Source organism: Epilithonimonas sp., from assembly GCF_056329745.1.
In genome coordinates this window covers 106,371-121,326 of record NZ_JBWEYV010000004.1, presented here as the reverse complement: position 1 = coordinate 121,326, position 14,956 = coordinate 106,371, and the positions used below count along the sequence as shown (strand labels likewise).

The following is a 14,956-nucleotide window of genomic DNA, read 5'->3' as shown; positions in this document are numbered from 1 at the left end:
TGTATCCAAAGCAGATATTTCAATTAATTTATCAATTGAATGTACTCAAGATCGTCATTTAATTTTAGAAGTAATTTTGGTTTATAAGCATGTATTTTAGATTGTAAAAATAATAAAAAATACCAAATAAAAAGTTAAAGAAATGTTAAATTTATAAAATCTAATTTTTACTACACAATAAAATCGATTATATACAATTAATTAAGGACAACTAGAGGGATATTTATTGTGAAATTAATATTAAATCCTTTCAACTCTTTCCCATTGATACCGCTTTTATCAATGGAAAAGCCATATCCTCCCATTAGATCTATAATCCCGAAAAGACTCAATCCCACTTTTGGCGCAATGTATTTATTGCTCGCTTCTGCGCCCGCAACAAAGTAATATGAATGATAAAAATCAACGTTCTTCTCAAAATTAAATAAAAAATCAGCTTGTATTTTTGGCATTATAGCAAATTTTTTATCGACGTCACCCATAATTGCAGAAACGCCGGTACGAAAAATGACATCATCATTTTTAAGAAAAAGGAGTTTAGCTCCCACTTCTCCAAAGCTCTGATTCTGATATAGATACCCAACATTCAGCATCTTGTGAACCGTCACCTGAGCGTTTGTAAACCCGAAGATGATTATTGATATAAGGATGTATATTTTTGATTTCATTGTTAAAAAAAATTAAATTTATTTTGCAAAGCACAAAAGTAGCAAAAGGCGTACTATAATTTGACCTGAGCTTATCAAAAGTCATGCACTTATAAGATTTGACCACAAAAAAAGCTGCTTTACGCGAGGTAAAGCAGCTTTAAATTTTAAAGAACTCAATTTTACAATCCAAATTCTTTCTTAATATCATCTACACGATCCAGTTTTTCCCAAGTGAAAAATTCCAAATCCTTAAGTGTAATTTCATTTTTCTGGCCTTTATTAAAGGTTTTGTCTGCCACGTAATATTCTTTTCCCATGTGTCCGTAAGCAGCAGTTTCTGTATAAATTGGATTCCTGAGTTTCAGGTTTTTCTCCACTGCATAAGGTCGTAGGTCAAACAGCTTTGCAACCTTTTTGGCAATTTCACCATCAGACAAACCAACTTTTGAAGTCCCAAAAGTATTGATATAAAGCCCGCAAGGCTCTGCCACACCAATTGCATAAGACACCTGAACCAAAACTTCATCAGCTACACCTGCTGCCACGAGGTTCTTGGCAATGTGACGTGTTGCATACGCCGCACTTCTGTCCACTTTTGACGGGTCTTTTCCTGAAAAAGCACCACCACCGTGAGCCCCTTTTCCACCATAAGTATCTACAATAATCTTTCTCCCTGTAAGGCCTGTATCACCGTGAGGACCTCCAATTACGAATTTACCTGTTGGGTTGATGTGGTATTTAATGTCGCCTTCAAACAATTCCTGAATTTCTGGCTTTTGGTTGGCAACCACTTTTGGAATAACGATTTCTACAATATCTTTTTTGATTTTAGCAAGCATAGCTTCTTCGCTGCCAAAATCATCATGTTGTGTAGAGACCACGATACTGTCAATCCTCACCGGTTTGTGATCGTCAGAATATTCTATCGTAACTTGAGATTTGGCATCCGGGCGCAGATAAGGAATTACCTTACCTTCTCTCCTAAAATCTGCCAGTTCCCTCAAAATCTGATGGGCAAGGTCCAATGCCAAAGGCATATAATTTTCGGTTTCGTTGGTAGCGTAGCCAAACATCATCCCTTGATCGCCGGCACCCTGAGAATTAGCTCTGTTCTCGAAATCTGTCTCATCCAAAGTCCTGTCAACACCTTGGTTGATATCCGGAGATTGTTCATGAATAGCAGATATTACCCCGCAAGAGTCACCATTAAACATATATTCGCTCTTGGTGTAGCCAATTTTGTTGATCACCTCCCTGGCAATATGCTGTACATCCAGATAAGCCTCAGACTTTACTTCCCCAGCCAAAACAACCTGCCCGGTTGTCACCAGAGTTTCACAAGCTACCTTAGAATTTTTATCGTATGCTAAAAAGTGATCGATAAGCGCATCAGAGATCTGATCTGCTACTTTGTCCGGATGTCCCTCAGAAACTGATTCGGATGTAAATAAATAAGACATAAATATTCCTTTTGTATTTAATTTTGAGATTACTGTAACCGTCTGCAACAAAAAGGAACTAAAAGAGAAAAATCTGTTTTAGCATTTTTTATTGAGGTTGCAATCAGTCAAAGTTCTCCTCGTTCTATATAAAATTCGACCGCAAAATTACATACAATATTTTATATTTCAAAATCAATTCCCATTAACCTGGTATGAATTTATTCAGGTTTTATGCTGACATAATTTGCCTCGTCTTTGTAAAAATTGAGCCTTTGAGCCATAGAAGAGCGGATATCATTGGTCAATTCATCAATAATTTTTTGCTTGTAAGTCGGTTTATAATAGATAAGACTTACTTCGCGATACGGAAAAGGCTTTATAAAACGGGACACTTTTTTCTTCTGCTCTTCAGACAGCTGCTCTGCACCCATCTCCGGCAAAATGGTAATTCCGCCCACTTTATCTACCATTTGGATCAATGTGTTGATGCTGGACGCCAAAAACTCTAGGTTATTAGGTTTCAAAGAATTTTCTTTGAGATGGCAAATATTTTCAAACTGGGTTCTTAGACAGTTACCTTCTTCCAAAAGCCACACTTTGTCCACATCAATATTTTCTGGCACCACATAACAGTCTTTTTTAACCCCATCAACTTGGTTGGCAGAATAGAGCATCAATTCTTCGTTAAAAAGAAAATCCTGATAAAACTCATCTGCCGTAATATAAGGCGTCGAAATAATACCGGCATCCAATTCACCGGATTTCAGTGAGCGAATAATGTTGTCGGTGGTCATTTCCTTAATATTCAGTTCTATCTGAGGATTTTTCTGCAGGAATCCGAAAATCTCGTTGGGCAAGATGTAAGTAGAAACTGTTGGGATAATACCTAGATTAAGTTTCCCCGCCAGAATATTGTTGAGGAAATTGGCTTTATTTTTGAGTTCCATCACCGAGTCTATCACCTTCTGAGCTTCTTTAATCAATTCGGCTCCGGCGTCGGTAGTACGGATGGGATGTGTGGTTCTGTCAAAAATCTTGACATCCAGCTCATCTTCAAATTTTTGAATCATGGCACTTAGCGTGGGTTGCGTAATAAAACAGGCTTGTGCTGCTTTGCCAAAATGCTTATATTTATCAACAGCGATAAGATATTCTAATTGTTGGATATTCACAGGTAGTAATTAATTTTATCTATGACAAAGATACTTATTAATCTGTTTCATAAATAATTTTTTTTCCGAATTTCGCTGAATAAAATTGAATTAAAACAAAACAAGATATGGACAACAAGAAAAAATTGACCAATGCTGTCGGGTCACCTTATTATGAACATCAGGATTCGCAGACAGTAGGACCAAGAGGCCCGGTGCTTCTACAGGACTTTATGCTTCAGGAGAATCTGGCCCATTTTGTAAGGGAAAGAATTCCGGAAAGGATTGTACATGCCAAAGGATCCGGTGCTTACGGAACTTTTACGGTAACCCATGACATTAGCCACATTACAAGGGCTAAATTATTCTCTAAAGTTGGGAACGAATGTAGGATGTTTGCCCGTTTTTCAACCGTTGGTGGTGAAATGGGAAGTGCAGATACAGAACGTGACCCGCGTGGTTTTGCTTTGAAATTTTATACCGAAGACGGCAATTGGGATCTTGTAGGGAACAATACGCCGGTTTTCTTCATCAAAGATGCCAAGAAATTCCCGGATTTTATCCATACCCAAAAACGTTTGCCAAAATCTCACCTGAAAAGCAAAACTGCCATGTGGGATTTTTGGTCCCTTAACCCAGAGTCTCTTCATCAGGTTTTGATCCTGATGTCAGACCGAGGCACACCGCATGGTTACAGGCACATGCACGGTTTTGGATCACATACGTTTGCGATGATTAACGATAAAAATGAGAGAACTTGGGTTAAATTCCATTTTAAGACGCAGCAAGGCATCAAGAACTTTTCTGATGAAGAAGCCACAAAAATGAAAGGTGAAAACCCAGATTTTGCTCAGGAAGACCTTGTAAACGCTATCGAAAAAGGTGATTTCCCAAAATGGAAACTCTACATCCAAACAATGACCGAGCAGCAGGCCAAAGAATGGCGTTGGAACCCGTTTGATGTGACCAAAGTGTGGTCACAAAGCGAGTATCCTTTGCAGGAAGTAGGTGTGATGGAACTGAACGAAGTCCCAAGAAATTATTTTGTACATGTGGAGCAGGCTGCGTTTGCGCCAAGCCACCTTATTGACGGTATCAGTTTTTCGCCGGACAAGATGCTACAGGGCAGACTTTTTTCCTATGCGGACGCGCACCGTTACAGGCTTGGTGTCAACTCTCACCAGCTGGCAGTTAACAAGTGCCCTTTTGCCGTTAATAACTTCCAGCGGGATGGTTTTATGGCAGATGACTCTAATTATGAAGACCAACCCAACTACTTCCCAAACAGCTTCAGCAATGTGGAACCGGACAAGGCTTATCAGTCTTTTGAGTACGATGTAGAAAATACGCACGTTGCCAACTTTGACCGTAACGCAAACGATGACGACCATTACACACAACCAGGTTTACTCTATACAAAGGCCATGAAGCCAGAAGACCGCACCGCTCTAGTCAACAACATTGTAGGACATCTTGGCGCTGTGGACGGACCAAAACGGGACGAAATAATCAACAGACAACTTTGCCACTTTTTCCGGGCCAATATAGAACTCGGGATGCGTGTCGCTCAGGGACTTGGTGTGAACATTGATGCCAATGCCATGAATCACGGTAAATAATCAATCTGTCCGGTTTAATTTTCTAAACCCGAATTATTAAACATCTTAAACCCACCTGAAACCAAGCTTTCGGGTGGGTTTTTGTTAGAACTCCCAACCTGCGCCAGCGATGGAAGCGGCATCCTTTTGCAAGCAGCAGGGACATAGCCCAGGCTTGCAAAAGATACAGCGGACAGCGCGGTTTTTGTGGTTTTGGAGTTGGCAAAAAGCCAGGGAAAACCACAAAAAGGCGCCCTAATCAAAATTTCTGAAAGCCGTTTTTTTTATGTAAATTTGTAGCTATGAGTCAAAGATGGATTTATAAACCCGAGCCTGATGAAGAGATTGTTGACGGACTGATTTCTTCTATTGGTTTTGGAACTCTTGAATCCAAAATCCTGGTAATGCGCGAGATAGACAATTATCAAAAGGCGCGCGAATTCTTTAAACCGAACGGAACAGACATCCACAATCCTTTCTTGATGGCCGACATGCAAAAAGCGGTTGAGCGCATTGCCACGGCAATAGAAAATGGGGAGAAAATCCTGGTGTATGGCGATTATGATGTGGACGGCACCACGTCTGTTGCGCTGATGTACCTCTACCTAAGCAAGATTGTTGACAAAAAATACCTTGATTTTTACATCCCGGACCGCAATGTGGAAGGCTATGGCATCTCTGATGAAGGGATTGACTTTGCCAAAGAACATGGCTTTTCCCTGATTATTGCGCTGGATTGCGGTATAAAATCTGTGGACAAGATTGATTATGCCAACTCGGTGGGTGTGGATTTTATTATCTGTGACCACCACCTTCCTGGCGATAAAATCCCTAATGCTGTTGCTGTGCTGGATCCTAAGCGGAAAGACTGCCGCTACCCTTATAAAGAATTAAGCGGCTGCGGTGTTGGCTTTAAACTTTGCCAGGGTCTGAACACTATTTATAAAATTCCTGAAAATGAACTTTTTGAGCTGACAGATTTGTTGGCTATCAGTATTGCTTCGGATATTGTGGCAATGACTGGCGAAAACCGGGTGTTGGCTAAACAAGGTTTAAAATTCCTGAGGAAAACGAGGAAATTTGGACTAAGGTTATTAATTCCAGAGGAAAAGCTGGCGCACTTTGAGATTTCTAATATCGTCTTTGATATTGCACCGAAAATCAATGCTGCAGGTAGGATTTCGCACGCTAAAGCTGCGGTAGAACTGATGATTTCGGACAACCTGAAACAGGCTCAACAGATTGTAAACGAAATTGTAAACCTGAATGACGAACGCCGTGAGATGGACATCAGCATTACCCATTCTGCAATGACCCAGGTTGAAGAGTTACAAAAGACAGAACGTTTCTCTACCATAGTTTATGACCCAAGCTGGAACAAGGGCGTTATCGGGATTGTTGCATCGCGCCTTATCGAAAATTATTATAAACCGACTTTGGTTTTTACCGAAGGTAACAACGGGGAACTGGTAGCTTCTGCAAGATCTGTAGCTGATTTTGATATTCACAAAGCGTTGGAATATTGCTCTGACCTTTTTATGAAATTTGGTGGTCATCAGGCTGCAGCAGGGCTTTCTATGGAGAAAGAGCATTTTGAAGAATTCAAAAACCGTTTTGAAGAATTTGTAAAAAAAAATATCCAGGATCACCAAAAGGAACCGTCCATCAATGTAGACAGTATTGTAAAACCGGAAGACCTCAACCGTGAGTTTTTCAATTTCCACAGGAAATTGGCACCTTTTGGCCCGCATAATATGAAACCTATCCTGGTTCTTAAGAATATCAAGGTGAATGGATATGTAAGGCTGATGGGAAAAGAAAGTACGCACCTCAAATTCAACATCCTGCAACCGACTACGGGAAGGAATATAGAATGTGTGGGCTTCCGTTTTGGGCAATTTGTCCATGATTTTAAGGATAAAACCTTTGACTTGGCTTTTACCATCGAAGAAAACCACTGGAAAGGCAATGTCTCCCATTTTCTCAATATCCGCGATGTGCGTTTCCACCAATAGCTTATGAATAAGAAAATCGGATTGTTTTTTGGGTCATTTAACCCCATCCACATCGGTCATCTAATCTTGGCCAACTACATTTTGGAATATACTGATATGCAGGAATTGTGGTTTGTCGTGAGTCCCCAGAATCCATTTAAGGACAAAAAATCATTGCTTAATGATCACAATCGGCTGGATATGGTGGAACTTGCCATTAGAAATTACCCGAAAATGCGCGCCTCAAACGTCGAGTTTTCTTTGCCAACACCAAGTTATACCATTGATACACTCACCTATCTGCAGGAAAAATATCCGGATTACTACTTTTCATTAATAATGGGAGAAGATAATTTGGGAAGCCTTCATAAATGGAAAAATTATGAACTGCTTTTGAAAAATCATCAGATTATTGTGTACCCAAGAATCTATGCTGAGGAAAAAAAACAAGCATTGCAACATGAAAATATCCATCAGATAAAAGCGCCTATTATCGAGTTGTCTGCAACAGAAATCAGAAATATGATAAAAGAAGGCAAAAACGTAAGACCAATGTTGCCTCCCGAAGTTTTTGAATATCTTGACAGAAGTAGTTTTTATAAATAAGGGTGATCTGCTAAAAAATTATTCTTTTATCTTTACAGCAATGAACTTCATAGAAAAATATTTCTCAAAATACCCCGAAGATAAAATCATCAAATGGTTTAAGCAGGTTTGCCTTGCAGAAGCTATATCATGGTTTTTGTTATTTACGGCCATGTACTGGATCCGCGAGGATAAAGAGAGCATCCTGCCCACCATCTACATCATTATTATTGGGAATATCCACGGTTTGTTTTTTACGCTTTACCTGCTTCTTATTCTGCCTGCCAAAAAGATTTTCCGCTGGGATGATGAAGAATTTATTTTTGCATTAATGGCCGCCTTTTTCCCTTTTGCTACGATTTGGGTTGATAAAAAATTAGCGCAATTAGATAGAAAAGTTGATTAAAAACACAGTCAATTATCTTATTCCTGAGACTGAAATCCTTAACTTTATGGGATGAAAGTGACCTTCTTCTCCGCAAAGCCTTACGACAAAGCATCTTTTGACAAAGCCAATCAACAATTTAATTTTGAATTGGATTATTTTGAAACGCACCTCGGACCTCACGTTTTGAGTCTTATAGACCATTCTGATGCTGTCTGCGCCTTCGTTAACGATAAATTGACCGAGGAAGTCCTCACTTCACTTGCCAACAAAGGCGTGCGATATATCGCATTGCGATGTGCCGGTTTTAACAATGTAGATCTTCAGGCTGCAAAAAGGCTTGGTTTGCGCGTTTGCAGGGTTCCAGCCTATTCCCCCGAAGCCGTTGCAGAACATTCCATGGCCATGATCCTCACCCTGAACAGGAAAACCCACAAAGCCTTTAACAGAGTTCGGGATCAAAATTTTTCCCTGAACGGACTAATGGGTTTCAACCTTTATCAGAAAACGATTGGCGTTGTAGGAACGGGAAATATCGGCGTGGCTTTTGCAAAAATCGCGAAAGGATTTGGGGTCAAAATATTAGCCTATGACATCCACGAAAACCAAGAACTTAAAAACCTCGGCATCCAATATTGTTCTCTGGATCAGCTTTTTGCAGAATCCAACATTATATCCCTGCATTGCCCGCTGCTAGAATCTACCAAGCATCTTGTCAACGAAAACTCGATTCAGCAGATGAAGGAAAATGTCATGATTATCAACACGAGCCGCGGTGGCCTGGTTGACACAAAAGCTGTGATAGAAGGCTTAAAATCCCGGCATATCGGTTATCTGGGAATTGATGTCTATGAACAGGAAGAGCAATTGTTTTTCCGGGATCTTTCCCAAACGATAATTGAAGATGATACGATCCAAAGACTGATGAGTTTCCCCAATGTCCTGGTAACGGCGCATCAGGCCTTTTTTACCGAAGAAGCCCTGGAGGAAATTGCAAACGCAACGCTGTCGGGTCTTTCCCACTTCGAAAAGAATGAAGAATTTGAAAATCCCAATGCTATTCTGATTTAGAGCGTATAACTAATTTAGTTTCATAATTATAACCAACCTTTGCCAATCCCAGCAAAGGTTTTTTTATTTTTTTTAGAATTCAATGTAACAAAACCTTCACTTTGGTTGTCTAATATAAAGAGTTGTAAAAATTTGCTATTGTAAATCAATAACTTACATCAATAATAAAATTTTATTTACTACTTTGTATTGCATAATACTAATTTTAATATATATCTTTGCAATATAAATTATCAGACCAAACAAACAACTGCCAAAAATAAACATTATGAAATCACAAATTTTAATTGCTGCGTTATTCTTCTCCGGATTTGCATTCGGGCAGCAAGCAAAACAGGATACTGTCAAAACAAAAACGATAGAAAGTGTAACACTTACCAAGCAAGTTTTCAAAAGGCAAAGCGACAGGCTAGTATATGACGTGGCTGCCTCACCCATTGCAAAAGGCAACAATGCCTTCAGCCTGCTAAAGGTAACCCCGATGGTGATTTCCACAGATGACAAAACCCTGAAAATTGCTGGTAAGAACAATGCGGTGATCTACATCAACGGAAGAAAATCAAATATGAATGCAGATTCGCTTGTGGAATTCCTTAAAAATACGCCGGCAGAAAACATTCAGAAAATTGAAGTTATCACAACACCGGGTAGTGAGTTTCAGGTAGAGTCGTCTGACGGGATCATCAATATCATCCTGAAAAAACGAATGTCTGACGGACTTAATGGTAACCTGAGAATGGTGAACTCCGATGATTATTACAACAATACTTCGGCAGGCGTCAGTCTTAACTACAGAAAGGGGAAATTCGGATTAAGTACTAATGTCAACACCAGCGAGAATATCAGAATGCAATACTATGAGCTGAATAATGGTAATACCAATGACCAGATCAGCACCATGTCTAAAGGTTACATCAAAGATCCCAACAAAAATCTGGGAGGTTACCTTAACATGGATTATGAATTGAATGATAAAAGCAACCTGGCCTTGCAATACAACAACTGGAATAACAGGAGTTATGGATCTGAAGCGAATCTTTACAATACCATTACAAACAAAGGCACAGATTCTTACTCGAAAACGCACAGTGTAGACAATGGCAGGTCATATAATAATTCCCTTAATCTAAATTATGAACTGAAAACAGATTCTCTGGGCAGCAAACTTAACCTAAATGTCGCCTATCTTAATTTTAAACGTTTTGGCAATTCACAAAACGATACCTATACTCCGCCTTATATGGCTGCTGAAAACTTGATATCCAGTATCAGGCAAAATACGCCTCAGGTTGTTAATAACATTTCGTTTTTGGGAGATTATACCAAGAATTTTAAACACGATTTTTCTTTAGCGGCCGGCGGTAATTATAATTTTACTAAAACGGATAATAATGTGCTGCTAGAATCCCTGTCGAATGGTAGCTACGTCTTAAATCCTTCGCTATCAAAACATTTTGTTTATAACGAAAATATCTTCGGACTTTACATGACAGCTAGTAAAAAATTCTCGGATAAATTTTCGGCAAAACTAGGAACAAGATATGAGTATACAGACAGCAAAGGCACCGTTCTCAACGACAATCAAAGCATTGAGAGAAACTATGGTAACATCCTTCCTTATGCTAGTATCAGCTACGCACCGGCGGAAAATCACAGTTTTTCCTACACTTTCTCCAGCCGAGTTAGGAGACCTAGTTTTTGGGAAATTAACCCCGTGAGAAATTACCTCACCAACACCAATTACACTCAGAATAATCCATTTGTGAAAGCCTCCCCAGTGTATAATCAGGAGTTTAACTATATGTTCAAAAGTGCTTATTACGTTAATATCGGCTATAGCCAAACTAATGATAATATAGCACAGGTGCCACTTCAGAAAAAAGAGACCGTAAATGGTGAAGTAATTAATATCCTAAGATACATCCGCACCAATTTTGGTAAGAAGTATGAGATCAACTACATTCTTGGGATGAATAGGGGCTTTTTCAAACAATATCTGCAAACCAACCTGAATATTGGAGTCCAAATGAACCGGGTAAACGGAACGCTGGATACAGATCCGATTACCGGTGAAATATTCCCAGTTTTTATTTTGAACAAAACAACTTACAGTCCGTTAATCCAGGCTAACAACAACATCAGACTAGATAAAGCTAAAACATGGTTCTTTGGTATTAACTATTTCTACATCGGGAAACAGCAGATTGATATAGGCATGTTAAAACCACTTCAAAGTCTGGATCTTTCCATCAAAAAAGTGTGGAATAACTGGACCTTTGCCGCTGATGCTCGGGATATCCTGAGAACCAATATCGTTAAGATTAACGACACACAGACCACGGGTAACTTTAACAATATATACCAAATCCAATACGACAACCGAAGCTATACGGCTACCATTACTTACAATTTTGGTAACAACAAGGTTAAGAAAATCCGTGAACTGGACAATGCTGCAGATGCCATTAAAAACCGCACCAGATAACATCATCATATTAAATCAAATTTTCAAAGGAAACTCCCGGAGTAATTCGGGAGTTTTTTATTTTACCACATTTATTTCCGTGGCAGAAAAACCTCAGCCAGCATACACCTTGCGCTACCGCCGCCGTTGGTTTCTATGGTTTCCAAATCAGAATAGATGATTTCGCAATATTTTTCGATTGCGGAAATTTGTTTCTGATCCAGGGATTTGTAAGCGCTTTGACTCATCACCAGAAATTTTTCTCCGGAATTATTCTGTACCTGAAGCATATTTCCCGCAAAATTCTGCATTTGTTCTTCGGAGATTTCTATCAATTCTTTACCCGAATTTTTGATGGTTTCGATGACTTTTTCCCGTTCCAGATCGTTATCAATACAATCCAGGCAAATCACGACAAATCTGTCTGCCACACACATCATCACATTAGTATGATAAATCGGCAAACGCGCTTCGCCGGCAGTTTGGTAAGAATGAAAAACGACAGGTCTGAAACCAAACTCACTGCAGAATTTTTTGAACAAATCTTCATCCAGCCTCAAGGAGACAGAACCGTAAGCAATCTTGTTATCGTGGTCGAAAATCATACTTCCCGTACCTTCTAGGAATTGATTGTCCTTCTCAAATTCAGAATAATCGATGATTTCGTTGATGATGAATTGTTCTTTGATTTGGTCAAGAATGTCATTTCGCCTTTCCAGGCGTCTGTTCTCGGCAAACATTGGATAGAGGACAACTTTTCCGTCGCGGTGAAAACTTACCCAATTATTCGGGAAAATCGAATCCGGCGTTTTTGGGTTGAAAGTATCTTTTACAGTGATGACATTCATGCCTTTGGCTCGCAGTTTTTCAACAAAAGCATTGAATTCTGCCAATGCCTTGTCCTGAACATTGCCTTCCTGCTGAACCTGAAAAAAGTTATTAACCGCTGTTTGCTCATTGAATCCAAAAGCAACCGGCTCTATCATTAAAACTGTATTGGTAGTCTGCATTTCTATTAAGCTAAAAAATATTACTCCCTCACAAGCGGCAAAGTAGAACATCTCAAAAGTCCTCCCATTTTGGAAATCTCGCGGTAAGGGATTTCTTCCACGGTGATTCCCCACTCGTTGCGGAAATGGTCATTCATCCTTGTAAATGTTTGATCCGAAACTACCACATCTGGCGAAATAGAAAAAACATTGGGAAACATGTGGAACATCTCTTCATCCGTAATGTCGAAACAATTTTCTTTCCCAAAAATATCAACAATCAGCTGGTAATCATCTTCATCCACAAAACCATCTTTGTAAATCACGCATTTGTCTTCGCCAATAGGATTAAAAGTACAGTCTAGATGCAGAATGCCCTCGTAAGGTTTGGTGTCATTTTTCTTTAGATCGAGGTCGATAATGCGTTTTTTAGGAAAATATTCTTTCAATATTTCGATCGCATATTCATTGGTTCTGGCTGTTTTCAGGTTTCGGTAATCCGGGCTGTAGCTGGTTCCCAGAAAAAGGAACTCGTCCCAGACAATCACGTCGCCACCTTCTATATGCGCTATTTCGGGCAGATTGATGACATTGCGCCAAGACACTTTTTCTATGATATGGCGATAAGCCTCCTGTTCATCAGCTCTATCCGGGATGATATTAGAGATGATCATCTTATCCTCAATTACAAAAGCCACATCTCTTGCGAAAACCTGATTGTAATCTTTAATAATCTTGGGCCGAAAAACCTCAACATCGTACTTTTTAAGCACTTTTTCAAATTCTGTCATTTCAAAAACAATATCCTTCTCATCAGGATAAATATTGTTTTCAATAGAATGATAGGATTTGGCATCGTAGCTTTCTGCAAGTGTAGGAACCGGTCCATTGGATTTGGGTTGCCCCAGCACGACTGATTTTAACCGACCTGTTTCATTTTTGATATTAAGATTAATTGCCATATTTTTTTTCCTATGGCAAATATAAATAAAGCCCTTTAATCTGCCCCGAATCAGAAATAATATCTATTAGCGACTTTTCTGAGCCTATTTTTACCACCCAAAGCAAGACAGCAGGACAAAAAAAATCCTCAAAACCATAATTTTGAGGATTTTTATTTTTGATCTAGGAGATTATCTGTTGGCGATATCTACATAATCTCTTTGTTTAGCCCCTTGATAAACCTGTCTTGGTCTTCCAATTGGATCGCCTTTCAATCTCATCTCTTTCCATTGAGAAATCCATCCTGGTAACCTTCCCAAAGCAAACATCACAGTAAACATTTCTGTTGGGATGCCCAAAGCTCTGTAGATAATGCCGGAGTAGAAATCCACGTTTGGATACAATTTTCTCTCTACAAAATAGTCGTCTTCCAAAGCCACTCTCTCTAGTTGCATCGCAATATCAAGCGCTTTATCTTGGATACCTAATTTACCAAGGATATCATCAGCCGCCTTTTTGATGATTTTTGCTCTAGGGTCAAAGTTTTTATAAACCCTATGACCAAAGCCCATTAGACGGAAAGAATCTTCTTTATCTTTAGCTTTTGCAATATATTTGGATACATCGCCACCATCGTTATCAATTAATTCAAGCATCTCAATCACTGCTTGGTTGGCACCGCCGTGAAGTGGCCCCCAAAGTGCAGAAACTCCTGCGGAGATAGAAGCGAATAATCCTGTGTGTGCAGAACCCACCATTCTTACAGTAGATGTTGAGCAGTTTTGCTCGTGATCTGCATGTAGAATAAGCAACTTATCCAATGCAGAAACAACAACTGGATCTAGTTCAAACTCTTCATTTGGAAGTCTGAATGCCATCTTGTAAAAGTTCTCTACATAATTAAGACTGTTGTCACCATGGTTGATTGGCAATCCCTGCGTTTTTCTGTAGGTCCATGCACAAAGATGTGCAAATTTTGCAATCATTAGCTCTGCAGCATGATCTAGCTCATCCTTAGACTTCACATCTACAGCTTTTGGATTAAAGGCTGTAAGCGCAGAAGTCAAAGAAGAAAGAACACCCATAGGATGCGCAGAACGTGGAAAAACATCAATTAATTTCTTAAGCTCATCAGCCACAAAATTATATTGTTTGATATTATGTTCAAATGATGTAAACTGATCTTTTGTAGGCAATTCGCCATGTAACAAAAGATACATTACCTCGCTAAAATTGGATTTCTCTGCAATTTGCTCAATAGGATAACCTCGGTAGAACAATTCCCCTTTATCACCATCCAGATAAGTAATTTCACTAATTGTTGCACCTGTATTTTTATAACCAAGGTCAAGAGTTATCAGACCTGTCTGATCTCTTAATTTAGAAATATCAATTCCTCTGTCGCCTAGTGTACTATCTACGATTGGGTATTCAAAACTTTTCCCGTCGTAATTTAATATAACTTTATTATCTGACATTTTTAAAATATTTATTTGCTAAATATAAGAATTAATGAACAATATGATTACTGACAAAAGTCATATCTTACATTCGATACTATTAATGATGACGATTGATTAAAAAAATAAAAATGATTATTGAATTCGATTGGTCAAATAATTGAAAATAAGCAACTTAAAAAAGAAAGCATCTGAAAAATTTCAGATGCTTTGCATAATAATTAT

Annotated in this window: 13 protein-coding genes; 6 read left to right on the top strand and 7 right to left on the bottom strand. The window is 39.0% G+C overall.

Going from position 1 to position 14,956, the window contains the following annotated elements; translation table 11 throughout:
• Positions 1–197: 197 nt before the first annotated feature.
• From AC00Y6_RS04775 to AC00Y6_RS04765, 3 genes are all read right to left on the bottom strand, one after another.
• Positions 198–668 (bottom strand): hypothetical protein, encoded by a 471-nt coding sequence (locus tag AC00Y6_RS04775; protein WP_474489475.1) that lies wholly within the window; start codon positions 666–668, stop codon positions 198–200.
• A gap of 161 nt (positions 669–829) precedes the next feature.
• Entirely contained in the window at positions 830–2,110 is a 1,281-nt protein-coding gene (gene metK / locus AC00Y6_RS04770) for a methionine adenosyltransferase (protein WP_474489474.1), read from the bottom strand.
• A 200-nt stretch (positions 2,111–2,310) separates the two neighbouring features.
• On the bottom strand, positions 2,311–3,264 hold the full coding sequence (locus AC00Y6_RS04765) for a hydrogen peroxide-inducible genes activator (protein ID WP_474489473.1): 954 nt from the start codon (positions 3,262–3,264) through the stop codon (positions 2,311–2,313).
• Positions 3,265–3,371: 107 nt separating this feature from the next.
• On the opposite strand from AC00Y6_RS04765, the gene AC00Y6_RS04760 reads away from it, so the two are divergent.
• Positions 3,372–4,862, top strand: coding sequence for a catalase (locus AC00Y6_RS04760; protein ID WP_474489472.1), 1,491 nt, complete (start codon positions 3,372–3,374; stop codon positions 4,860–4,862).
• 14 nt (positions 4,863–4,876) lie between these two features.
• Here the strand turns inward: AC00Y6_RS04760 and AC00Y6_RS04755 are convergent, their stop codons facing one another.
• Positions 4,877–5,104 carry a hypothetical protein gene (locus AC00Y6_RS04755; protein WP_474489471.1) on the bottom strand — a complete coding sequence of 76 codons (228 nt, stop codon included), beginning with the start codon at positions 5,102–5,104 and terminating at the stop codon, positions 4,877–4,879.
• A 39-nt stretch (positions 5,105–5,143) separates the two neighbouring features.
• Between AC00Y6_RS04755 and recJ the strand changes: the two genes are divergently transcribed.
• The 5 genes from recJ (at position 5,144) to AC00Y6_RS04730 (ending at position 11,361) form a co-directional block, all read left to right on the top strand.
• Positions 5,144–6,856, top strand: a complete 1,713-nt coding sequence (gene recJ, locus AC00Y6_RS04750) for a single-stranded-DNA-specific exonuclease RecJ (protein WP_474489470.1) — start codon at positions 5,144–5,146, stop codon at positions 6,854–6,856.
• A 3-nt stretch (positions 6,857–6,859) separates the two neighbouring features.
• The gene (gene nadD / locus AC00Y6_RS04745; protein ID WP_474489469.1) at positions 6,860–7,441 is read left to right on the top strand and encodes a nicotinate (nicotinamide) nucleotide adenylyltransferase; all 582 of its coding nucleotides are present in this window, start codon (positions 6,860–6,862) and stop codon (positions 7,439–7,441) included.
• Positions 7,442–7,481: 40 nt separating this feature from the next.
• Positions 7,482–7,826 carry a DUF3817 domain-containing protein gene (locus AC00Y6_RS04740; RefSeq protein ID WP_474489468.1) on the top strand — a complete coding sequence of 115 codons (345 nt, stop codon included), beginning with the start codon at positions 7,482–7,484 and terminating at the stop codon, positions 7,824–7,826.
• Positions 7,827–7,877: 51 nt separating this feature from the next.
• Positions 7,878–8,876 carry a 2-hydroxyacid dehydrogenase gene (locus AC00Y6_RS04735; RefSeq protein ID WP_474489467.1) on the top strand — a complete coding sequence of 333 codons (999 nt, stop codon included), beginning with the start codon at positions 7,878–7,880 and terminating at the stop codon, positions 8,874–8,876.
• 268 nt (positions 8,877–9,144) lie between these two features.
• Positions 9,145–11,361 carry a TonB-dependent receptor domain-containing protein gene (locus tag AC00Y6_RS04730; RefSeq protein ID WP_474489466.1) on the top strand — a complete coding sequence of 739 codons (2,217 nt, stop codon included), beginning with the start codon at positions 9,145–9,147 and terminating at the stop codon, positions 11,359–11,361.
• 71 nt (positions 11,362–11,432) lie between these two features.
• On the opposite strand, the gene ctlX is transcribed toward AC00Y6_RS04730, so the two are convergent.
• From ctlX to AC00Y6_RS04715, 3 genes are all read right to left on the bottom strand, one after another.
• The gene (gene ctlX, locus AC00Y6_RS04725; RefSeq protein WP_474489465.1) at positions 11,433–12,350 is read right to left on the bottom strand and encodes a citrulline utilization hydrolase CtlX; all 918 of its coding nucleotides are present in this window, start codon (positions 12,348–12,350) and stop codon (positions 11,433–11,435) included.
• Positions 12,351–12,370: 20 nt separating this feature from the next.
• A complete protein-coding gene (locus AC00Y6_RS04720; RefSeq protein ID WP_474489538.1) occupies positions 12,371–13,285 on the bottom strand; it encodes a dimethylarginine dimethylaminohydrolase family protein in 915 nt (304 codons plus the stop codon).
• 177 nt (positions 13,286–13,462) lie between these two features.
• On the bottom strand, positions 13,463–14,749 hold the full coding sequence (locus AC00Y6_RS04715; RefSeq protein WP_474489464.1) for a citrate synthase: 1,287 nt from the start codon (positions 14,747–14,749) through the stop codon (positions 13,463–13,465).
• Positions 14,750–14,956 lie beyond the last annotated feature (207 nt).